General features: G+C 45.2%; 16 protein-coding genes and 2 riboswitches. Of the genes, 3 read left to right on the top strand and 13 right to left on the bottom strand.

Going from position 1 to position 22,454, the window contains the following annotated elements; translation table 11 throughout:
- Positions 1 to 3: 3 nt before the first annotated feature.
- The 13 genes from Q7J41_RS11290 to Q7J41_RS11230 form a co-directional block, all read right to left on the bottom strand.
- Positions 4 to 1,188, bottom strand: a complete 1,185-nt coding sequence (locus Q7J41_RS11290; RefSeq protein ID WP_304888128.1) for a type II secretion system F family protein — start codon at positions 1,186 to 1,188, stop codon at positions 4 to 6.
- A gap of 33 nt (positions 1,189 to 1,221) precedes the next feature.
- Positions 1,222 to 1,986, bottom strand: a complete 765-nt coding sequence (locus Q7J41_RS11285; protein WP_304888127.1) for an A24 family peptidase — start codon at positions 1,984 to 1,986, stop codon at positions 1,222 to 1,224.
- 44 nt (positions 1,987 to 2,030) lie between these two features.
- Positions 2,031 to 2,435 (bottom strand): hypothetical protein, encoded by a 405-nt coding sequence (locus tag Q7J41_RS11280; RefSeq protein ID WP_304888126.1) that lies wholly within the window; start codon positions 2,433 to 2,435, stop codon positions 2,031 to 2,033.
- Positions 2,436 to 2,749: 314 nt separating this feature from the next.
- Complete coding sequence (locus Q7J41_RS11275) at positions 2,750 to 3,304, bottom strand: type II secretion system protein (protein WP_304888124.1); 555 nt, start codon at positions 3,302 to 3,304, stop codon at positions 2,750 to 2,752.
- 174 nt (positions 3,305 to 3,478) lie between these two features.
- Positions 3,479 to 3,580, bottom strand: a riboswitch (cyclic di-GMP riboswitch).
- Positions 3,581 to 3,711: 131 nt separating this feature from the next.
- Positions 3,712 to 3,816: riboswitch (cyclic di-GMP riboswitch) on the bottom strand.
- 274 nt (positions 3,817 to 4,090) lie between these two features.
- Complete coding sequence (locus Q7J41_RS11270; protein ID WP_304888122.1) at positions 4,091 to 5,146, bottom strand: type IV pilus twitching motility protein PilT; 1,056 nt, start codon at positions 5,144 to 5,146, stop codon at positions 4,091 to 4,093.
- 11 nt (positions 5,147 to 5,157) lie between these two features.
- Positions 5,158 to 6,840 (bottom strand): GspE/PulE family protein, encoded by a 1,683-nt coding sequence (locus Q7J41_RS11265; protein WP_304888120.1) that lies wholly within the window; start codon positions 6,838 to 6,840, stop codon positions 5,158 to 5,160.
- 21 nt (positions 6,841 to 6,861) lie between these two features.
- Positions 6,862 to 9,093 (bottom strand): EAL domain-containing protein, encoded by a 2,232-nt coding sequence (locus Q7J41_RS11260; RefSeq protein ID WP_304888118.1) that lies wholly within the window; start codon positions 9,091 to 9,093, stop codon positions 6,862 to 6,864.
- Between the two features lie 111 nt (positions 9,094 to 9,204).
- Positions 9,205 to 12,405 carry a carbamoyl-phosphate synthase large subunit gene (gene carB, locus Q7J41_RS11255; protein WP_304888116.1) on the bottom strand — a complete coding sequence of 1,067 codons (3,201 nt, stop codon included), beginning with the start codon at positions 12,403 to 12,405 and terminating at the stop codon, positions 9,205 to 9,207.
- Entirely contained in the window at positions 12,396 to 13,514 is a 1,119-nt protein-coding gene (carA, locus tag Q7J41_RS11250) for a glutamine-hydrolyzing carbamoyl-phosphate synthase small subunit (protein ID WP_304888115.1), read from the bottom strand. The genes carB and carA overlap by 10 nt, the downstream gene beginning before the upstream one ends.
- Before the next feature lie 72 nt (positions 13,515 to 13,586).
- Positions 13,587 to 14,855 (bottom strand): adenylosuccinate synthase, encoded by a 1,269-nt coding sequence (locus Q7J41_RS11245; RefSeq protein ID WP_304888113.1) that lies wholly within the window; start codon positions 14,853 to 14,855, stop codon positions 13,587 to 13,589.
- Positions 14,856 to 15,224: 369 nt separating this feature from the next.
- Positions 15,225 to 15,797, bottom strand: a complete 573-nt coding sequence (locus tag Q7J41_RS11240) for an ANTAR domain-containing response regulator (protein WP_026393392.1) — start codon at positions 15,795 to 15,797, stop codon at positions 15,225 to 15,227.
- Between the two features lie 35 nt (positions 15,798 to 15,832).
- The gene (gene glnA / locus Q7J41_RS11235) at positions 15,833 to 17,161 is read right to left on the bottom strand and encodes a type I glutamate--ammonia ligase (protein ID WP_304888108.1); all 1,329 of its coding nucleotides are present in this window, start codon (positions 17,159 to 17,161) and stop codon (positions 15,833 to 15,835) included.
- Between the two features lie 480 nt (positions 17,162 to 17,641).
- Entirely contained in the window at positions 17,642 to 17,869 is a 228-nt protein-coding gene (locus Q7J41_RS11230; RefSeq protein ID WP_304888106.1) for a hypothetical protein, read from the bottom strand.
- A 552-nt stretch (positions 17,870 to 18,421) separates the two neighbouring features.
- Between Q7J41_RS11230 and Q7J41_RS11225 the strand changes: the two genes are divergently transcribed.
- From Q7J41_RS11225 to Q7J41_RS11215, 3 genes are all read left to right on the top strand, one after another.
- Positions 18,422 to 20,461: a glutamine synthetase III gene (locus tag Q7J41_RS11225; RefSeq protein WP_370651012.1), complete on the top strand. Its 2,040-nt coding sequence runs from the start codon at positions 18,422 to 18,424 to the stop codon at positions 20,459 to 20,461.
- A 189-nt stretch (positions 20,462 to 20,650) separates the two neighbouring features.
- Positions 20,651 to 20,992 carry a P-II family nitrogen regulator gene (locus Q7J41_RS11220; protein ID WP_304888102.1) on the top strand — a complete coding sequence of 114 codons (342 nt, stop codon included), beginning with the start codon at positions 20,651 to 20,653 and terminating at the stop codon, positions 20,990 to 20,992.
- A gap of 152 nt (positions 20,993 to 21,144) precedes the next feature.
- Positions 21,145 to 22,413 carry an ammonium transporter gene (locus Q7J41_RS11215; RefSeq protein WP_304888100.1) on the top strand — a complete coding sequence of 423 codons (1,269 nt, stop codon included), beginning with the start codon at positions 21,145 to 21,147 and terminating at the stop codon, positions 22,411 to 22,413.
- Positions 22,414 to 22,454: the final 41 nt, after the last annotated feature.

Here is a 22,454-nt window from a genome sequence, read left to right as displayed (position 1 = left end):
TTCCTATCCGATATTTTGGTATAAGGTCATAATCGGGAGCATTACCGATAACATGATGCCGCCAACAATTACCGACATAATAATAATCATCACGGGTTCGATAAAGGTGACCAGTCGGGTGGTCGCCATTTCGGCCTCGTAGTCAAAGGAGTCGGCGACCGCTTCCAGCATATCATCCAGATTCCCGGATTCCTCGCCGATATAAATGGTCGATACCAGCTTGGCGTCAAATCCCTCAATCGTTTGGATCGAGGCCGAAAGAGGTTCCCCGTTACGCACCTGCTCAATGGCATGGGGAAACTGGGACTGCAAATAGGTGTTGCCGATGGTGGCACCGCTGATCGACAGGGCGTTAATCATCGCCAGACCGCTGGAATAAAGGGAGCTCAGGGTTCTGGCAAAACGGGCGGTATAGATAATTTTCATCAACTTGCCGATTTGGGGGATTTTCAATTTAAACTGATCCAGCGCTTTTTTAACACTGGGGACAGTAATCAGAAAGCCCCCCAAGACAATCACAATTAACAATCCGATAAGATAAATATACCAGTAGCTCGTCATCGACGTACTGATATTGATCATCAACTGGGTAATGGCCGGCAGGTCAATCCCTTCAAACAAAGTGAAAAACTGCGGTAGGATCAGGGTAAAGATCAAGACCACCACCATAATGGTTATTACAAAAAGGATCATCGGATAGGTCATGGCGCTTTTGATTTTGCTCCGCAGTTTATGTTCTTTCTCATAATGGTCGGCCATTTTGCGGGCCGTGCCCTCCATCTGACCACTGGCTTCGCCGGATTTATACATATTGATCAGCAGCTCCGGAAAGGAGCCCCCTGTTTCTTCCATGGCGTAGGACAGGGTATTCCCCCGCTGGATTTCCTGATATAATATTCCATAAACTTTTTTAATAGCGGGTTTAATATCCCGCTCTTCCATGATCTTGATGGCCCGGATCATTGTAATCCCCGACGCCAGCATGCTGGCAATCTGGCGGGAGAAGTCCGATATTTCCATCGGTTTTAATTTATAGACCTGATGGTGCTCGTGGATCTCATGGATTTGCAAGGCAAATTCATTATTCTGCCGCAGGGTGCGCCGTACCAAATCCGGCGTGGCCGCCTCCATAGTACCCTTTACCAGCTGCGACTGTAAATTTTTGGCTGTATATTTATAAACAGGCATATGGCCTCCGTAATTGATTTTAACTTAACAGCATTATAACCCAAACAGGTTAAAATACCACTGTATTATTATATCACCAAATAGTAATGCTGTCATGATTCCGATGCATAAATAGGGGCCGAAGGCCATATGTTTATCGGCTGTTTTTTTCGCAAGAAGTCTAACTGCTACCACCCCGCCTAAGAGCAGACCAATAAAGGTTGCCAGCAGGGTATTGCCCCAGCCCAGCATAAACCCGGCCACCGCCATCAACTTGATATCGCCACCGCCAAAAGCATCAGGAATAAACAGAACCAGGATCAGCATCGGCAGACTGATCACAAAAATTCCAATCACCCGGGATAGGATTCCCACCTGGGGGAAAAAGAAAAAACTGAGCAAGGCTGGCGCCATCAGCGCCAGCACCAAGCCGTTGGGAATGATCATGGTATCAAAATCGATCATCGTAATACAGATCAGGATCGCACCCACTGCGAAAACCACCAGCCACTGGAAGGAAAACCCGTATACCGCAAAAACCAAAACAGCGATGATACCGGTAAGCAGTTCAACTAACGGATAGCGAATGGAAATCGACTCGCCACAATCGGCACATTTACCCCGAAGCCAGAGGTAACTGAACACCGGGATATTATGGTAGCCTTTGATCGGGGCATGGCAACGGGAACAGAACGAACGGCCTTTGGCAAAAGACAGTTCTTTGGGCACCCGATAGATAACCACGTTAAGAAAACTACCGATGACGATGCCGATAACAAAGATATAAAGATATAAGATTATGTTAATGAGTTCAACCATAGTTTAAAGAATCCCTTCCGCCATTAATCGTGAGCCATACGCTTTTATTCATTTTTTACTTCAATCGCCATAGTCTCCCCAGGTGAATACCGGGTGGCCCAACCGTTGCGGATATAAACAATATAATCAATGGTGGCATCCGTATTTTCATCCACCACCCTAATCTCTGCATCCTGATTGATTTCTGCGCCAATCAGATCGATGAGATCCGCTTGAACCGGAACCCGATAATTACCCAAGGCCTGAAATTCAATGGCTTTGGCCCGGGCAGCCAGATAGGTCAGTTTGGCATTGGAGGCATTAGTAGTATGGCGAAAAACAGTGACCAGACCTGAAATAATCAGCATCACCACCACGAGAATTAACACCACGGTCAGCACAAAACCCTGGCTAAAACCAATCGGTTCATTACTTGAGGAAGCCGACGTATAATCTTTAATTGAATGCACAGATTACCTCTCGAATTGATTAAACTATTATGGCGAAATATCTTCGATACTAAAACACAAGCAGACTTATTCTATCATAAAATTTATCTGATTGACTTAAATTGTTGGAGTTAAATTGGTTTGTGCATAAACAAGATGCTTTCGATAGCGATGCCGCCATCCACCAACCTGACTATACTGCTGTCTTTTCTAACTTTTCTTAAATAAAAAACACCCTATCCTACGCAAACCCAATGACAGGTTTGCGCCTTGGATAGGGCGAGAATTCCCTATGGCGCATAGGGTAAATTATACTCGTTATGTACGCAATATTATTACAGCTTCGTAGCTGTAGCATTTCCATTTTCGATTATTACTTGGTAACCATTTTTTACATAAGTAAGACCTGTCACTTTTGCCTTATTTGAGTTCACACTAGCATAAGTATTGGGAGCGTCAGTCCCCATCGTAACTGTCCACCATGCATAACCGTATTTTTGACCCTCCGCATTTGTTGCTAACGCACTAGTTTTATCCGCTATCGGATTTATATCCCCATCAAGATATGTAAACATTTGAAAACTCGCTTGATCCGAAATCGACGGATTAGTTTTTGCTGTTCTATTCACCTTAACTTGTGCAGACTGCAACGCCGCCGTTAATTCCGCAGTTGTCGCACCTTTAGCCGCATATTCCGTCGCCGTAGTCTGCGCTGCCACATACACTTCTCTCGCTTCGGCAATATAAGATTTTGCTTTAGCATCGCCCACAAATCCCATCATCGTCGGAATTGTAAAGGCTGCTAAGATCGCCAAAATAACCAATACCACAATAATTTCTACCAGGGTAAACCCTTTTCTGTTTTTCCGCATTCTGTTAATTAATTCCATTTGTGCCACTCCTTATTTTCTTATTTTTAAGCTCTATATGATCATCTGCGCCTGAAGATGATTTATAAATTTGATTTATTATTAAGACCCTTCTATTTTCACATAGTATCCATTATTTCGTCTTAATAATTAGTTTCATTAGCTTTTGGGGTCAAAAAAAGCCACACTGTACCGTGTGGCAACTGGCTGTCGTATCAAAATAACATTTTTCGGTTATCTGACTTAGACCCTGTAGCTTTGCGTCCCAGATTTTCATCTGTTTTGCCTTTACTATTCTATCTATTTGTAATTAAATCTTATGTTAAACTCTCTTAAAAGTCAAGTTAAAACTTTACATTTTTGTTACAAGTCTACCCATCGACCTCCACCATCGACATTTTTTCAGGCGCAAAAAAAGCCACATCTCGTGTGGCAGCTGGCTGTCGTATTATGTTGCGATTTGAATCGCCGATCATAACTTAGACCCTGAAGCTTTGCGTCACAGACTTTCATCTGATATGCTATTCGCTCTCTTATCTTAATTGTTTTTCAATTAAAAGTCAAGCTAATCTTTCTGTGAATTTTCAAAGGCATAGGGTGATTTTTTTTGACAAACCATCATGAATTGCTCAGTTTGTGAACAGATTTTTTATTTCTCAACGGGGTTGTGGGTGATCGCAAATGCACGCACCAAACGCTTTAATAATTATCGTCGATTAGGATTAAGTTCGCATTAAGACATGACTGCGTTCGGGCGGTGATAACCGCCCCGACAAATTTGATATCCACGTTATTGTGGTGGCCAGGCTATCGGCCAAAATACTGATTAAACTCCTGCTTATCACTCGCCCATTCCAAACCGACATCGTAGGTGATCTTTTGATCCCGAACCAGCATCGCCAGATCGGCGTTCAGGGTTTTCATCCCGTCGCGACCACCGGTTTGCATCACTGAAGCCAGTTGGTGGGTTTTATTTTCGCGGATCAGGTTGAGTACCGCATCGGTACCGATCAGCACCTCCAGCGATGCCATCCGGCCATCGCCGCTGGCCAACGGCACCAGTTGCTGGGTGACAACGCCTTTTAAAATACTGGACAGCTGGGTGCGGATCTGTTGCTGGCTGTGGGGCGGAAAGACGTCAATAATTCGGTCAATGGTATTGGCTGCGCCAATGGTGTGGAGAGTAGAAAGCACCAGATGGCCGGTTTCAGCGGCGGTGACAGCGGCCGAAACGGTTTCGTAGTCCCGCATTTCGCCGACCAGAATGACGTCCGGATCCTCCCGCAGCGAAGACCGCAGCGCCGAGGCAAAGGAGCTGGCATCGACCCCGATTTCGCGCTGATGAACAATGCTGCGCTTATGCTCGTGCTTATACTCGACCGGGTCTTCAATGGTTAAAATATGGACCGCCCGATTGGTGTTGATGTAGTCAATCATCGAGGCCAGGGTAGTGGATTTCCCGCTGCCGGTGGGGCCGGTGATTAAAATCAGGCCCCGGGGCTCAGACGCCAGCTTACGGATAATCGGTGGTAGTTTAAGATCTTCAAAGCTGGGGATGGTATCATTGAGCAGCCGGATGGCGGCGGCATAGCTGCCCTGCTGTTTATAGATGTTGACCCGCTGCCGTAGCCCTTCCGGGGTGACATGACAAAAATCCAGATCGGTGCCGGACGCCAGGGTCTTTTGTTCGTCGACGGTCAGCAGACTGAAAATCAGGTTTTCAATAATCTGCGGGTTATGCTCAAAATCACTTTGATAGAGTTTGCCGTTTTTTCTAAAAACCGGCGGCAGCTCCCGGGATAAATGGATATCCGAACAATCGTTGCGGCGGCCGTAGTTGACCAGATCTAAAAAACTTGTCATGATTTTTCTCCCTATTCCACATAATATGATAATTTAAGAAATTCTTCCATCGAGGTAATCCCCTGGATGGTCAGGTTGGAGACACTTTTACGGAGCGGAATCAGCCGACCGGTTTCTTCGACATAGCTGTAAATATCCTCGATCGGTTCTTTTCGGGAAATCATCGTGCGGATCGTTTTATCAATCGCCAGAATTTCATGGATGGCAGTTCGGCCTTTATAACCGGTGTTATTACAGATATGGCAGCCGCGGCCGCGATATAGTGTGGTCAAGCGTGGTTCGCCCAGCAGGTCTTTCTCAATCTCGCTGGCCACATAGGCTTCCCGGCAATTGGGACAGATTTTTTTGACCAGTCGCTGGGCCACCACCCCAGTTAAGGAATTGGCGACCATATAGGGTTCGACGCCCATATCCTGGAGCCGGACCACTGCCGAAACGGCATCATTGGTATGCAGAGTCGACAGTACCAGATGGCCGGTGATCGCCGAACGAACGGCAATCGAGGCAGTTTCGGCATCCCGGGTTTCACCAACCATGATAATATCGGGATCCTGCCGCAGGATCGAACGCAGACCGACATCAAATGTCAGCCCGGCCAGAATATTGACCTGGGTCTGGTTGATTTTGGGCAGATTCCGCTCGACCGGATCTTCGATCGTGGCGATATTAACATTTCGCTGGCTGAGCATTTCCAGAATCATATACAGGGTGGTGGTTTTTCCGCTACCGGTCGGGCCGGTGATATAAACCACCCCATGGGGACTTTGCAGCATCTGCAGAATTTTCTGATAATCCTGATCGTTCATGCCGAATTGACCGGCATGATCCAGGGGCACGTTCATGCTTAAAAAACGCATCACCATTTTTTCGCCATAAACTGTCGGCATGCTGGAACTTCGGACATTCATTTCAACGCCGTCGATACGGATCCGGAAATGCCCATCCTGGGGTACCCGACGTTCAGCAATATCCAGATTGGACAGAATCTTAATGCGGGCGATCAGGGACTGGTGAAGATTATTGGCGAGGGTCAGGTAATCGACAATCAGGCCATCGACCCGGAGCCGGATAATGGTTTCTTTTTCAAATGGCTCGATATGAATATCACTGGCACCGGCATTATGGCCTTTTAACAAGACCGAATTGACCAGATTGACAATCGGGGCATCGCCCTCGTTGGTAAGAATATCCTCGACAAAGGATAAACTGCTACCCTCGACGGTTTTGTTGGCGGCCGAGGCGGCCTTTCGGGCTTCGATTTCGGTATAAGATTTCCGGATCGTTTCGAGAATCACTTCCCGCGGTGCCAGTACCACATCGATATTCATATTGGTAATCAGCCGCAGATCCTCGATGGCGTAAAAATCGAGCGGATCGTTCATCGCCACCACCAGGTGATTTTTTTCTTCACCAATGGGAATTAACGTATATTTAAAGGCGATATTCTGGGGGATTTTCCCGGCCGCTTCCAGATCGATAACCGTGTCTTTTAAATCCAGTACCAGCACATTCAGCCGTTTGGACAGCGCCTCCAGCAATTGCGACTCAGTAACATAGCCATAGTCAACCAGAATGGCGCCCAACCGTTTGCTTTTATCGACCTTCTGGTAGGCCAACGCTTCCTGGAGCTGTTCCTCTTTAATAAAGCCGGCGCCGATTAAGATATCACCGATGCGAATGTTTTTAGTTTCCATTATTTTCCTCTTCCCCAAAGATCACTTGTTTGTAAGAATCTGCTTTTCGAATGCATCAACCGTCATCGGCTTACCAAAATAGTAACCCTGAATGATATCGCACCCCAATGCTCTGAGCATTTCAACTTCCGCTGCGGTTTCAATGCCTTCAGCCACTACCGTCATCCCCAGTTTTTTGATCATGTTAATGGTGGCTTCGACGACAATATGATTTTGTTTCCGTTTCAGGTTATTGTTAAAAAAGCCCTGATCCATCTTAATGATATCGAGGGGCAGATTCCCCAATAGATTGATGGACGAATAGCCGGATCCAAAGTCGTCCATTGACATCTTAAACCCATAATTCCGGACGGCTTCACCAATCTCAATCATCCGCTCGACATCTTCAAAAATACTGGATTCAGTGAGCTCAATTTCCAGATTGCCACGGTTGATCCGATATTGATTGGTGATATTTAAAACATTTTCGATAAAATCAGTCTGTTTGAGATTTTTTCGGGAGATGTTAACCGAGATCGACAGTTCCGGATATTTTTTTTCTTCCCAACGTTTTAAAACTTTACAAACCGCTTCCAGCATGAACATATCCAGCTTTTTAATAAACCCGGTTTGTTCAAAAATGGGAATAAATTCGCCCGGGGAGATCAACCCTTTGTCGGGATGCCGCCATCGCACCAGCGCCTCACTGCCGCAATAGGCATTGCGATGGAGATCATACTTGGGCTGGAGATACATTTCAAACTCATTATTTTCGAGGGCATCTTCCATCTGGTCGATAATTTCTTTTTCATCGCCAATTTTCTTCCGGAAGGCATCCGAATAGAAAAACCAGCGATTGTTCTCGGCGGTTTTGGCGGCAATCCGGGCCATATTGGCCTTTTCCCGGATTTTTTCGAGATTACCTTGCTTGTCTTCAATGATATAAATCCCAAAATGGCAGGAAAGCCGTTCCTTAATGCCGATCGCTTCTCTTTCTTCATTCAAAATCCGGACAAATTCTTTAATCCGCCAGGTTATTTTATCCCGCTCATCGCAGACACAGAGGATCGCAAAATGATCCCCGGATACCCGGGCATAGGTTTCCTGTTTGGCCATCCGGTTTTCCAGGATCCCCACGACCAGCTTAAGCACCTGGTCGCCCTTTTCATGGCCGTACTCTTCATTTATAAAACGAAACCGGTCAATGTCAAAGGTTAATAAGGCACAATGGGTCACCGTTTTTAATTCCAGAATTTCAGTTGCTTCCAGCTTGAATTTCTGCCAGTTATTACCGCCCGTTACCTCGTCCACATAGGCAATCCGTTCCAGTCGCTTTTTGGCACGGTTCTGGTAAAACAGAATAATAATAAACATCAGGGTGATTGCCAAAAGCGCAGCGGCGATTAGCATAAAGGAATACCAGCTGATTTGTGAGGTTTGGGCGCTAACCACCTTCGTTGGTACCACCGTCATCATATACCAGTCATTGATGGCCAGCGGTTTATAAATCGTATACCGTTCCATTCCCGCATAATAACTGGCAAAGCTGCCACTTTTGCCGGTGGCCATATTGTCGCTGATCGTTTCTAAATCATCGCCATCTCTTAAATCCGCCTCTTTAAGCATTTCGATGATATTGTCAAACGCTCCCGGGCTATTGGCATGCACTGAAGAAACCACCTCATCGCCATTGGCTTTGACAATGTAGGAATAACCCTGGTTGGAGAAACTGCCCACCTCCAGATATCGTTTCATGTTCACAGTTTCTACCGAAGCGATCACCACGGCCACCACCTGACCCTCTTTAAAAACAGGTACGGCATAAACATTGATGGGCTTGTCATCGGTATAGTCGTTGATGGTATCCGATACTGTCGCTTTCCCTTTGATGGCCTCCTGAAAATAAGGCCGATCAGCAATGTTATAGGCTAGCCCATCAGAGGTCATCAAATCGCCATTGGGAAGGGCAATCGCCATCCGTTTATAATTTCCCTCGCCAGCCTCGAGATTAATTAGTTTTAGCATATGACTTTGATCAAAATTACCACTGGATTCAATCAGCTTACTGGTCGTTTTTAAACTTTCCAGTTCATTATCAACCTTGCTTTCCACCAGAGCCACGCCCCGGGTGCCAACTTCTGAAAGATATAAAAGGGTCTGCTCTCTCAGGGCATGATTAATCAACGCTACATAATACCAGCTCAAGGCAAAAAAAAGAATAACCGTTATCACCGCAATAAAACTGGCTTTGATTTTTTTAGACTTCGTGATCATCTGTTATCCCTTCTTTTTTTGTCGTTATATAAAGTTCTTTCCATTCTACCAAATAAAAAGAACTTATTCAACGCAATTGAATAAGTTCTTTTGTTAAAAGCCTGCTTTATTTTAGCGAATTTCTTTAATATCGACCAGTTCGATTTCGGCCATCGTGCGGTTGGATTTTAAACAATCCAGCAACGCCTGAGCCGTGTCCAGCGAGGTCAACAGGGCAATCGAGGTTTCCACGCATTTTCGGCGCATCCGGACATCATCATGATGCGGCATCCGACCCTTACTGGAGGTGGAAATAACATAGTTCAGCTTACCGCTTTCGATCAGATCGCCGATATTGGGCTTGCTTTCAGCCAGCCGGCGAACGACTTTGGTGGGGATATTGTTTTCATTGAGAATCAGCGCCGTTCCGACGGTGCCGTAAATGGTAAAGCCCATTTCATGGAATTGGCGGCCGATTTCGACAATCGCCTCTTTGTCCCGGTCTTTAACGGTGAGGAGCACCCCGCCGGAGCGTTCCATACTACGGCCGGAAGCGACCAGTCCTTTGTAAAGCGCATCAGCAAAGGTTTTGGCAACGCCCAGAACTTCGCCCGTGGATTTCATTTCTGGTCCCAACTGGGTATCGACATCCTGCAGTTTAGAGAAACTAAATACTGGCACCTTAACGGCGACATACTCGCCTTCCGGATACAGGCCGGGCTGATAGCCGAGATCGGCCAGCTTGTCACCCAGCATCATTTTGGTGGCAATATTGACCATCGGAATATCAGTGACCTTGGAAATATAAGGCACAGTTCGTGAGGATCGCGGGTTGACCTCAATCACGTAGACCTCATCTTCAAAAATGACATATTGAATGTTCACCATTCCGACAATATCCAGTGCCTTGACCAGGCGGCCGGTATAGTCGATAATGGTATCTTTGGTGCGTTGATCCAGGGTTTGCGGCGGATAAACCGAAATGGAATCGCCGGAATGCACCCCCGCCCGTTCAATATGTTCCATAATCCCCGGAATCAGGTAGCTTTCGCCATCACTGATGGCATCCACTTCAACTTCTTTTCCCATCAGATATTTATCGATCAGGACCGGGTTTTCCAGCTCAACCATCGTGATGATATCCATATATTCGACCACGTCTTCCCGTTCGTAGGCGATGATCATGTTCTGTCCGCCGAGTACATAAGAAGGCCGCAGCAGTACCGGGAAGCCTAAACGTTCCGCCACTTCCACCGCTTCGCTGGTCGTATAAACGGTCTCTCCCTCTGGTCGGCGGATCTGGCAGGATTCCAGCAACTGGTCAAACACTTCCCGGTCTTCAGCAGCATCAATATTAGCCGGCGAGGTTCCCAGCACCGGTACGCCCATTTCTTCGAGATAACGGGTCAGCTTGATAGCGGTTTGGCCGCCAAACTGAACAATGGCACCAATCGGTTTTTCGGTTTCTACCACCGAACGTACGTCTTCTTTGGTCAGCGGTTCAAAATAAAGTCGATCGGAGGTATCAAAGTCAGTGGAGACCGTTTCCGGATTGTTGTTGATGAAAATGGCTTCATAGCCTTTTTCCCGCAACGCCCAGGCACAATGCACCGAACAGTAGTCAAACTCGATGCCCTGGCCGATGCGGATCGGACCGGAGCCGAGCACCAGAATCCGTTCTTTGCCGGTAGGATGTTCAGCAATAAATAAGGCGGCTTCATTTTCTTTATCCCGGGTTGAATAAAAATAGGGCGTCTGCGCCGCAAATTCACCGGCACAGGTATCAACCATTTTAAAGGAAGCGTAGGTTTTGGGATCTTCATTGATCTTTTCGCCCGATAATTCTTCGATGGTTTTATCCAAAAAGCCGATTTCTCGGGCCACGCGAACCCGCTCTTCGGTTAAACCCAGGGTCGCCAGATCTTTTTCCATAACCGCCAGATGACGCAGCTTATCTAAAAACCATTTATCTATTTTGGTTTTAGCAAAGATGGTATCCAGAGATACCCCTCTTTTGATCGCTTCATAAACGACAAAAGAGCGTTCATCATCAGAATCCGATAGCATTTTCATGATTTCGTCATCACTGGCTTCCACCAGTTTTTCGGTGGTTAATGTTTCCATGCCCAATTCAATCGAACGGATCGCTTTCATCATCGCATGTTCAAAGCTGGAGCCGATCGACATGATTTCACCGGTGGCTTTCATCTGGGTGCCCAGCGTTCGTTTAGCATAGACAAATTTATCAAACGGCCAGCGTGGGAACTTAACGACAATGTAATCCAGCGCCGGTTCGAAACAGGCGGTGGTCGTGCCGGTGACCTCATTGATGATTTCATCCAGCGAAAAGCCAATGGCGATCTGACTGGCGACCTTGGCAATTGGGTAACCGGTGGCTTTTGACGCCAACGCTGATGAACGGGAAACCCGGGGGTTAACCTCGATCACGGCATAGTTAAAGTTTTGCGGATTGAGAGCAAACTGACAATTACAGCCGCCTTCAACTTTCAGGGCGGAAATAATTTTCAGAGCCGAGGTCCTAAGCATCTGGAATTCCTTATCACTAAGGGTTTGACAGGGTGCTACGACGATCGAATCGCCGGTGTGAATCCCGACCGGGTCAAAGTTTTCCATACTACAGACGGTGATAACATTGCCTTTAGCGTCCCGCATCACTTCAAATTCGATTTCTTTCCAGCCGGCAATCCCTTTTTCGACCAGAATCTGACTGATCGGGGAAAGCCGTATGCCGTGGGTGGCGATTTCTTCCAATTCCTGTTGGTTGGCGGCGATCCCACCGCCAGTTCCGCCTAAGGTAAAGGCCGGACGGACGATCACTGGATAACCGATGGTAGCGGCAAAACGAACCGCATCCTCAATGGTTAAGACCACTTCGGAGGGAATACAGGGCTCGCCGATTTCGCGCATCATATCCTTAAATGCCTGACGGTCTTCGGCTTTTTCGATGGTTTCCAGATTGGCGCCCAGTAGCTTAACGCCGTGAGCATCCAAAAAGCCTTCTTTGGCCAGCTGCATCGATAAGGTCAGACCGGTTTGTCCACCCAGGGTAGACAAAATACTATCCGGTTTTTCCATCAGGATAATCCGTCTGATGACTTCTAAGGTCAGGGGTTCAATGTAAATTTTATCTGCCATCGCCTTATCGGTCATAATCGTCGCCGGGTTGGAATTAATCAGGATCACTTCCAGCCCGTAATTTTTCAAGGCTTTACAGGCCTGGGTGCCAGCATAATCAAATTCAGCCGCCTGGCCGATGACAATGGGACCGGAGCCAATCACCAGGACTCGTTTAATATCGCTTCTTAAAGGCATCCTTGTTGCCCCCTTTCCATAAGATCAGTAAATTGTTCAAATAAATAGCCGGTATCGTTGGGGCCGGCACTGGCTTCCGGATGGAACTGCACCGTAAAGGCGTGGATATCCGGATATGCAACCCCTTCACAGGTGCCGTCGTTTAAGTTGAAATGGGTCACTTTTCCCACTTCAGCAGGGATGCTTTCCGGTACCACCGCATAGCCGTGGTTCTGGCTGGTAATAAAAACCCGATCTCTGGTGACATCTTTAACCGGCTGGTTCATCCCCCGGTGGCCGTATTTAAGCTTGAAGGTTTCGCCCCCCAGGGCTAACGCCAACAGCTGGTGTCCCAGACAGATGCCAAAAATGGGCTTGCCGTATTTAACAAACTCTTTGAGGTTTTCAATAATTTCAATATTTTCGGCCGGATCGCCCGGTCCGTTGGACAGCATGATTCCATCGGGATTAAGCATCTTAATTTCGTCAATCGTGGTGTTGGCTGGCATTACGGTGACATTACAACCCAAACGCAGCAGCATCCGCAAAATGTTGTGCTTGAACCCATAATCAATCAAGGCCACGTGATTGGCCCGGTTGACCTGGCTATAATACCAGCCCTTGTTTTTGCGGGTCACGGCCTGAACCGGATTGACAATTTTAAAATCCCGGATTTTTTCCAGCAGGGCGTCTTTGGTAGTGGCAATATCTTCAGTGGTAATGGCGCCGTTCATGGTCCCATGTTCCCGGATCACCCGGGTAATCGCCCGGGTGTCGACATCCCATATCCCGATTTTATCCTGTTCGATCATAAACTCGTTAATATTGTGCGTATTTCTAAAATTCGACGGCTCTTCACACCATTCTTTGGTAATATAACCGTTGATCCAGCTTCGTTCCGATTCCATATCGTCACTGTTGATCCCATAGTTTCCAATTAAAGGATATGTTTGCAGGACAATCTGCCCATAATAAGACGGATCCGTCAACACCTCCTGGTAACCGGTCATCCCTGTGGTAAAGACGATTTCGCCAATGGTAGTGCCTTCGCACCCAAAATTATAGCCTTCAAAAACACTGCCATCCGACAGCACCAGCCAGGCCCGCTTATCTCGTTTGTAATAAGACATTGTTTACCTCCGTATTAGTTATTTTCAAAAAATACCTGATTGCAAGCAACCAGGTATTTCAATTTAGCACATTTATCGAATTGCTAAGTCCTCTCGATCGGGACCAACACCGACATAGGCAATGGTTGTTCCAACCAAGTCTTCAATTGTTTTAATGTATTTTTTGGCATTCTCTGGTAAATCTTCCAGTCGTCGGATCCCAGTCGTATCACTCATCCAACCAGGAAGGGTTATATAAACCGGTTCGACCCGTTCCAGGTCTTCGGTATTGGGAAAGCTTTTTACTAATTTGCCATCTAATTTATAATCGACACAGATTTTAATCTCCGGCAGATCATCCAGCTTATCAATTTTGCATAAGGCCAATTCATCATAGCCGTTAATGGCATGAGTATATTTCAGTACCGGGATATCAATCCAGCCTAAGCGACGGGATCGACCCGTTCGGGCGCCAAACTCATCATCCGGTTTTTCGCCGGTGCCCCGCAGGATATCAATGGTGCCACCAAACTCTTCGGTCGGAAAGGGACCGGCTCCCACGGCACTGGAAAAGGCTTTTGCCACGCCAATGACCTTATTAATTTTTTTGGCCGGAAAGCCGCCGCTGACTGCTGCATAAGCGGCAATCGGGTTGGATGAGGTAACATAGGGGAAAATCCCCAGATCAATATCTTTCATGGCTCCCAATTGACCCTCGAAAAGAATATTTTTATCCGCATCAATCATATCATGTAAATAGCCAACCGGATTGACAATCATATGGCTAAAGGTTTTTGCCCAGAATTCGCATTTTGCAAATAGCGCTTCCACCGTGTAAGGTTCTATCTTATAGGAAGCCATTTGATCATTGACCACCGGTATTATGGTTTCTAGTTTCTTTTTGGCATTGTCAAGATTCAGTAAATCTTCAAAGCGCAGGTTTTTTCGCATCGCTTTATAAGCATAAGCTTGACCGATGCCCCGCTTGGTGGTTCCAATGCCGCCGCTGGCTTCCATCAGTTCATCCAGTTTTTGATGATAAGGCATGAGGATATGAGCTTTTGCCGATATTTTAAGTCCTTCCAGACTTAGCTTTGCGTCGCTGATCTGTTGCATTTCTTCAAGTAAAACATCCGGATTAACAACCATGCCTGTTCCGATTAAACATTGACAATCTTTGTTGAAAACACCGCAGGGAATTAAATGAAGTTTGAAAACCCCATAATCATTAATAACCGTATGACCGGCGTTGTCGCCCCCTTGAAACCGAACAATTAAATCAGACTGTTTGGCGAAATAATCCACCATTTTGCCTTTGCCTTCATCGCCCCACTGGGCGCCAACTAATACAGAAATCGACATCTATTCTCATTCCTTCCATCAACCTCAGACCCGAAACACCTCTGTCACGTCTGGATTTTCATCCATTTTTATCAGAGCGCTTTGATCGAACACCACTTATTAGCATCTTTAACTATTTTATTTAACTACTTACGGGATCATTTTTTCCCAGAGCATTATAACATAAAGCCATCCGATTTGTTCCACATATTTTTATTTTTTTCAATGATATTGTTTACATTTTTTCTTTTCACTGTTTAAATCATTTTACCCTTAAAACAATCTTCTATCCTTAAAACAATCCTCTATCCTTAAAGCTTATCATGTAAAAAGCTTCATAACAAGGGTTTCTCTCGTTAGGAAGCTCAATTTAATAATTATTTGTTGCTGCTACTTTTTATCATAGGTTTTGATAATCTGTTCGGCGACCTTTCGGGGCGATGTCCGCATATCCATCGCCTTCTTTTGAATATAGCGGTGAGCCTGATCTTCGGTCATGTCCAGATGCCCCATCAGGAACAGTTTTCCCCGATAGACAACCCCGAGGTCATCGATTTTTGCTTTTAAGGCCTGGTTCTGACTTTGCAGCTTTTGGATTTTTTCCCGGGACTGACAAACAAAGCGGACATTTTGAACCAATAGCTGGCGGTTCAGGGGTTTAGGAACCACGAACGCCGCTGTATCGGTCAGTTTTTCTTCAACGTGATCGACCAGTTCGCTTTTGACAATCAGGATCACGCCGACCATGAATTTTTCCAGAATATCAACGGCAAAATCGACACCGAATTCATCACCTAAAGGGGTGTTCACGATCACCAGATCATATTCAATTTCCTGAAGTCGCCGCCGGCCTTCGGCGGCCGAATTGGCCGAGTCAATTAATTGAAAATTCATCGGGCGTAAAATATCGGCCAACCCACGGATGACGTCATCTTGTTTACATACCAATAATACGCTGCTCATCCCCTTCACCTCCTGCCTTTTTAAGTTTTTTCTGATTAATAAGTTAAGAGGTAGCGATCAATTTCCCAGGGGTGAACGGTTTTAATATAGTCCATCCATTCCGCTGTTTTCAGTTCAATGTATTTTTCGGCCAGGTTTTCTCCCAACACGGTTTTAATTAACGGGTCGGCGTCCATTTCCGTCAGAGCATCCATTAAGGTGATTGGCAGCTCCTGAATGTTTTTGACCGCCAAAGGATCTTTTATTATTTCATCTTCATCCAGTTTTAATTCGTCCATCAACACCAGCTTCTTTTCAATCCCTTCAAGACCTGCCGCCAGGATAATGGCAAAGGTCAGGTAGGGATTACAGGTGGGATCTGGCCCGCGCAGTTCAAAGCGATAATATTCATCGGATTCCAAGGGTATCCGGATCAGCGGTGACCGGTTTCCAAAACCCCAGCCGATATGGCGGGGCGCTTCCTTGCCACCAGTTAAGCGTTTATAGCTGTTAACCAGGGGATTGGCAATGGCCGTCATGCCTTTAACATGAGCCAGCACGCCGGCCATAAATTGCCGCGCTTCTTCGCCCAGAATGCCATCCTTATTTTCAAAAACATCCTGTCCGTCTTTTAGCAGCGACACATGAATGTGCATCCCACTGCCCGGTTCTTCCATCAGCGGTTTTGGCAAAAATGACGCATGTACGCCATTTCGCTGCGCTACCGTTTTGACCACTGTTTTAAAGGTCATGATCTTATCTGCTGCCGACAGGGCATCGTCGTATTTAAAATCTATTTCGTGCTGTCCCCGACCGGCTTCATGCCGCGAGCTTTCGATTTCAAAGCCCATATCCTCCAGGGTCAGACAAATTTCCCGGCGGGTGTTTTCGCCCCGATCATAAGGCGCCAAATCAAAATAACCGGCCTGATCAGTGGGAATAGTCGTGGGATCGCCGTTTTCATCCTGTTTGAACAGATAAAACTCGCATTCTGCGCTGGTGTTAAATTCATACCCCAGAGCCTTAGCCCGATTGATGGTTTCCTTTAAGATATAGCGACTGTCCGCTTCAAAAATATCCCCATTGGGATATTTGATATCACAGAGAATTCGAGCGACCTTCCCTTGTTGGGGACGCCAGGGTAAGAGCTGAATGGTACTGATATCGGGAAACAAGACCAGATCGGTGTCCCGGGATTCTGAAAATCCCACCACTAACGAAGCATCAAAGGGAATCCCGCTGGCCAGAGCCCGTTCCATTTGCATTGCCGTAATGGCAATGTTCCGATTTTGTCCAAAGAGATCACAAAACTGAAGCCGAATAAATTTCACATCATTCGCTTCAATAAATTTCATCGCTTCAATTATATTTTTCGCTAAGCTCATCCTAAACCTCCACTTATTTTAATCAGAAACAGCATTTAATAATTTCTATCTTTATGGTATTACGCTATTGGTGCTGCTTCTTTAAATTAATCCTGTTATTATTTAAAATTACGATCATTATTGATACCGGCCTTATCAGACTTGGGAGTTTGTATTATTATATACCCATTTTCCTGATCATTCACGATATTTTACACCATTGCCGACCAAACCAACAAAAAAAGAACATGCTAAATGACCCCCTCTGCAATAAAAATATTTCAGGAGGATCGAACGCCTTTGTTCTTTAGTAACTGTTCTTATTCTATTTTCTGTATACAATGTACTTGCTGTGTAGTTCTATTATTAAAACATATTTCTGTTAAGGTTTCAATTTTTTTTTAGCTTATTTTTTCTGACAAGGTTTTCAATTTCAATTTACCGCTAAAAACCCTCTAAACTTTCAGGTTAAAGGGTTTTTCGTAGATTTAGCAGGATCCCTTATTGTACCGGGCCTTTTTCCATTTGAGCCATGACTATTTGTCTCAACATCTCCATCGAACCGGCAAATTCCTCAAGGGTTAATCCCGGCACCCGTTCAGCCACCAGCCGATAGCCAGCTTCAAAGTCTTCGACGGCATTTAAAGCCATCATCAAATCTGCATCTCCTAATAGGGCATCCAGTACCTTGACATGTTTTTCTTCATCCATTTCAAATTTAATACTCATTTTTATTTTCCTCTCATATTAAATAATATTAGGCGTTTGCCAGACATAAATCCCGAATATTCTTTGTTATCGTTGCTATTCATATTATATCGCAGGCCTTCGTTTTTGTAAATCACTCCCGCTCCCTTTACAAAATGATAACCATTACATGAAATTTATTGTAAATTTTGCTTTACAAGAGCCTTTTCATCGTCTATAATAAGTTTAAATTAAATAGTGATAACTGCCTCGAGAGTGGCGATAGCAATGGTGCTTTGAAAGTGTAATGACAACTTTCTGAGGCGCTTTTTTTTTAGCCACTTTCAAAAATCAGCTATCGATCTTTTCAGATATGATTCATCATCTGAACAATTATAACTTGTCAGAAAGAAGGTATTCAGTTAAATGAGTAAAACCTTCGATTTGATTTTGCTTGGCTTTTATTTTAACATATCTGACAATGGTGCCATATATGTTATAATTATACAAATTATATTTTAGGAGGAAACACACGTGCCAATTAGTGAAAATGTATCCGAACTTTTCGGATCAAAAGTTTTTAACTCGGGAGTGATGCGCAAGCGCTTACCAAAACATATTTATGCTTCGCTGTTAAAAACAATGAAAGAGGATTTACCTCTAGAAGAAAACGTTGCTGAAGTTGTGGCAAATGCCATGAAAGATTGGGCTTTAGAATTGGGTGCGACTCATTATACGCACTGGTTCCAGCCAATGACCGGTATCACTGCTGAAAAGCATGATGCTTTTATCAACCCAACTGAAGACGGTAAGGTTATTATGGAATTCTCCGGTAAAGAATTAATTAAAGGCGAACCGGATGCTTCTTCTTTCCCTTCCGGCGGACTTCGGGCAACCTTTGAAGCCCGCGGCTATACCGCCTGGGATCCAACATCCTATGCTTTTATTAAAGGAACGACCCTTTATATTCCGACCATTTTCTGTTCCTACTCTGGCGAAGTACTTGATAAAAAAACACCACTGTTACGATCGATGCAGTCCCTCAATACGCATGCCGTTCGTATTTTGAAACTGTTTGGAAAAGACGATGTCAAAAAAGTAACCTCCACCATTGGTGCCGAACAGGAATACTTCCTGATCGAACGGGAAATGTATAAAAAACGTAAGGACTTGATCCTTTCCGGCCGCACCTTATTTGGTGCCAAACCACCCAAAGGCCAGGAAATGGAAACACATTATTTTGGTAAAATTCGCGGTCGTGTTGCCGCTTATATGGCTGATCTGGATCAAGACTTATGGAGCCTGGGGATCGCTTCTAAAACGCGACACAATGAAGTTGCTCCGGCGCAACATGAGCTGGCTCCTATTTTTACAAACACCAACATTGCCACCGACAACAACCAGTTAATTATGGAATTCATGCAACGGGTTGCTTACCGTCATGATCTGGCTTGTCTATTGCATGAAAAACCATTTGATTTTGTCAATGGATCAGGAAAACACAATAATTTCTCAATGTCCACCAACACCGGCGAAAACTTATTGGAGCCGGGCCAGAATCCGGTCGAAAACAAGCAATTCCTGCTGTTCCTTTGCGCTGTTATCGAAGCGGTTTATAAATACAGCGAAATGCTGCGAATTACCGTTGCCAGTGCCGGCAATGATCACCGTCTGGGCGCCAACGAAGCACCGCCAGCGATTGTTTCCGTTTTCCTGGGTGAACAATTAACGGCTGCTTTAAAATCGATCGAAACTGGCAAACCAGTTTCTGCGGCAAAAGATCTGGTCATGGAACTTGGGGTTAACAGCTTACCGAAATTTATCATTGATGCTACCGACCGAAACCGAACCTCCCCCTTTGCTTTTACCGGAAACAAATTTGAGTTTAGAATGCTGGGATCAAACCAGTCGATTTCCGGCCCGAATATTACCATTAATACGATTGTTGCGGATGTCTTAAAAGACTATGCGGATATCCTGGAAAAAGCCGACGATTTTGATACAGCACTGGATGCCTTGCTTCAAAATACGGTTAAAGAATGTAAGAGTATCGTCTTTAATGGCAATAACTACTCTGACGAATGGGTTGAAGAAGCTGCCCGCCGCGGTCTGCCAAACTTAAAAACCACACCAGAAGCGCTGGCTGAATTTACTTCTGAAAAGAACGTTTCCCTTTTTGAACGACACAATATCTTTACTCCTGCGGAAATGGAATCACGATATGAAATTCATTTAGAAGAGTATATCAAAACAATCAACATCGAAGCCTTGACGATGTTAAACCTGGCTAAGCGTGAAATCTCACCGGCTGTGGTTACCTACACCAAAGAGGTCGTTGATACCCTGATTGCTAAGAAAGCCTGTGGCGATGGCATCGACCTTTCAGCAGAATCAACCCTGGTCGAAAGATTATCTAAACTTTCTGGCGAGCTGATCAAAGCTATTGATGTTCTCGACGCTACCCTTGCCAGTATTAAGGATTGTGACTCCGCTCAGGCCGAAGCTAACTATTCCTGTGAAAAAATTATTCCGGCCATGGAAACTCTGCGAGTGGCAGCTGATTCGCTTGAAGAAATCGTTGCTGAAAAATACTGGCCATTCCCAACCTACGAAGATATCTTATTCTACGTATAATTAAAAAACCAACCAATCAGAACTCGCTCGTTTCATTACGCTCGTCTGATTGTGCAGCAAATGTCTTTGCCTGCGAAAGCGAGCTTTCTCGTCAAAGTCGCTTGCTACACTTTAACAAAAATAATCGGGGTCGGGGTTTATACCCCTCCCCCCAATTATCCATTCATGTAAAACTATAAGGAGGTTCATATGAAAAAGCTAGAAATAGTCATTAAACCCGAAAGACTGGAAGACCTGAAAGAAATCCTCAATACTTGTGATGTTCAGGGGATGATGATCACCAATATTATGGGATACGGAAACCAGAAGGGTTATCAGAAATCCTATCGCGGGACGGCCTACACCGTAAACTTTCTGCCGAAAATCAAGGTGGAAACAGTAACTGATGCCGAAACAGCGGGAATTATTATTAAAATCATCAAAGACCGTCTGGCAGCTGATGATGAAATTGGCGGCGGAAAAATTTTCGTGTACGATGTTGCCGATGTTATTCGAATTCGTACCGGTGATCACGGCGTTGATGCAATATAATATGAAGCGAAAAAGTAATCTAAGCTATCAAAGGAGATAGGTTTTAATGAAATGTTAAAGCTGTCTTCTTTTTTTATACCCGCATTGATTACTTCACTTCTATTTATATGATTTAATTTATCTGATTCAATTTAACGAGAGAGGTTATTATTATGGAATTATTAGCACTACAACAATATATCGATATTGTCTGGGTATTTTTGGCGGCAGTACTGGTCTTCTTTATGCAGGCTGGCTTTGCAATGGTTGAAACTGGCTTTACCCGGGCTAAAAATGCCGGGAACATTATCATGAAAAACTTTGTCGATTTCATGATTGGTTCAATCTTATTCTTCTGTTTTGGTTTTGCTTTTATGTTTGGTCCAGATGTGGGTGGCTTCATCGGGATGGGTGGCTTCTTCAATCCCGAAAATCTGACCAACGTTTCGGCTTTTGAAGCCGTCACACCCGAATTGTTTATCTTTTTCCAGACGGTCTTTTGCGCCACTGCTGCTACCATTGTCTCTGGTGCTGTAGCTGGACGAACCAAATTCTCGGTTTACTGTGTGATTTCAGCCTTTGTCAGCCTGGTTATTTACCCGGTTGTTGGACACTGGGCATGGGGCGGCGGATTCCTAAGCACGATGGGATTTGTTGACTTTGCCGGTTCGACTGTTGTTCACTCCGTTGGTGGCTGGACTGCTTTAATGGGTGCCATCCTGGTTGGCCCCCGGATTGGTAAATATAACAAAGATGGCAAAGCTAACGCCATACCTGGTCATAGTTTGACCTTAGGTGCGCTGGGAGTCTTCATTCTCTGGTTTGCATGGTTCGGATTTAACTGTGGTAGTACCCTGGCTGTTAATTTAGATATTGGCCATATTGCCATGACCACCAACCTGGCTGCCGCCGCTGGCGGATTAACGGTTATGTTCCTGACCTGGGCGCGTTACAAAAAACCAGATATTTCAATGACCCTTAATGGTGTCCTTGGCGGACTAGTCGCCATCACGGCCGGATGTCTGGTTGTGACCATCTGGGGCGCTATCGTGATCGGCATTATCGCCGGTTTGATCATCACCTTCGGGATCCCTTTCATCGATCAAAAGCTGAAAATTGATGATCCGGTTGGTGCCATTGGCGTTCACTGTATGAATGGTGTTGCTGGTACCTTACTGGTTGGTATATTTGCAAACTATCTGCCTGGCACCGAAGATGCTATTCTTGGCTTATTATACGGTGGCGGAATTGATTTATTAACTGTCCAGGCTATCGGTGTGGTTTCAGTTGCTGCCTGGACTTTGGGTACTTCTTTCCTACTCTTCTATGGTCTTAAGAAAACCGTCGGTCTGCGGGTTGAAAAAGTTGTTGAAATTGAAGGCCTTGACGTTCATGAACACGGAATTGAAGCTTACTCTGACTTCGTCAGCCGCATGAACTAGAAACCTGGTTTACTGTTTTACCTTTTAAAACGATCATAAAT

This window comes from Acetobacterium sp., from assembly GCF_030652775.1.
In the GTDB taxonomy this organism is placed as follows: Bacteria; Bacillota; Clostridia; order Eubacteriales; family Eubacteriaceae; genus Acetobacterium.
The sequence above is the reverse complement of the archived record's forward strand: the minus strand, read 5'-3'. Positions and strand labels throughout refer to the sequence as shown.

Coding starts and splice junctions, on each gene's coding strand:
- Q7J41_RS11230 (WP_304888106.1), bottom strand. CDS start 17,869: ATGAGTATTAAATTTGAAATGGATGAAGAAAAACATGTCAAGGTACTG.
- Q7J41_RS11215 (WP_304888100.1), top strand. CDS start 21,145: ATGGAATTATTAGCACTACAACAATATATCGATATTGTCTGGGTATTT.
- Q7J41_RS11285 (WP_304888127.1), bottom strand. CDS start 1,986: ATGGTTGAACTCATTAACATAATCTTATATCTTTATATCTTTGTTATC.
- Q7J41_RS11290 (WP_304888128.1), bottom strand. CDS start 1,188: ATGCCTGTTTATAAATATACAGCCAAAAATTTACAGTCGCAGCTGGTA.
- glnA (WP_304888108.1), bottom strand. CDS start 17,161: ATGAGCTTAGCGAAAAATATAATTGAAGCGATGAAATTTATTGAAGCG.
- Q7J41_RS11225 (WP_370651012.1), top strand. CDS start 18,422: ATGCGCAAGCGCTTACCAAAACATATTTATGCTTCGCTGTTAAAAACA.
- Q7J41_RS11245 (WP_304888113.1), bottom strand. CDS start 14,855: ATGTCGATTTCTGTATTAGTTGGCGCCCAGTGGGGCGATGAAGGCAAA.
- Q7J41_RS11275 (WP_304888124.1), bottom strand. CDS start 3,304: ATGGAATTAATTAACAGAATGCGGAAAAACAGAAAAGGGTTTACCCTG.
- Q7J41_RS11260 (WP_304888118.1), bottom strand. CDS start 9,093: ATGATCACGAAGTCTAAAAAAATCAAAGCCAGTTTTATTGCGGTGATA.
- Q7J41_RS11270 (WP_304888122.1), bottom strand. CDS start 5,146: ATGACAAGTTTTTTAGATCTGGTCAACTACGGCCGCCGCAACGATTGT.
- Q7J41_RS11265 (WP_304888120.1), bottom strand. CDS start 6,840: ATGGAAACTAAAAACATTCGCATCGGTGATATCTTAATCGGCGCCGGC.
- Q7J41_RS11240 (WP_026393392.1), bottom strand. CDS start 15,797: ATGAGCAGCGTATTATTGGTATGTAAACAAGATGACGTCATCCGTGGG.
- carB (WP_304888116.1), bottom strand. CDS start 12,405: ATGCCTTTAAGAAGCGATATTAAACGAGTCCTGGTGATTGGCTCCGGT.
- carA (WP_304888115.1), bottom strand. CDS start 13,514: ATGTCTTATTACAAACGAGATAAGCGGGCCTGGCTGGTGCTGTCGGAT.
- Q7J41_RS11220 (WP_304888102.1), top strand. CDS start 20,651: ATGAAAAAGCTAGAAATAGTCATTAAACCCGAAAGACTGGAAGACCTG.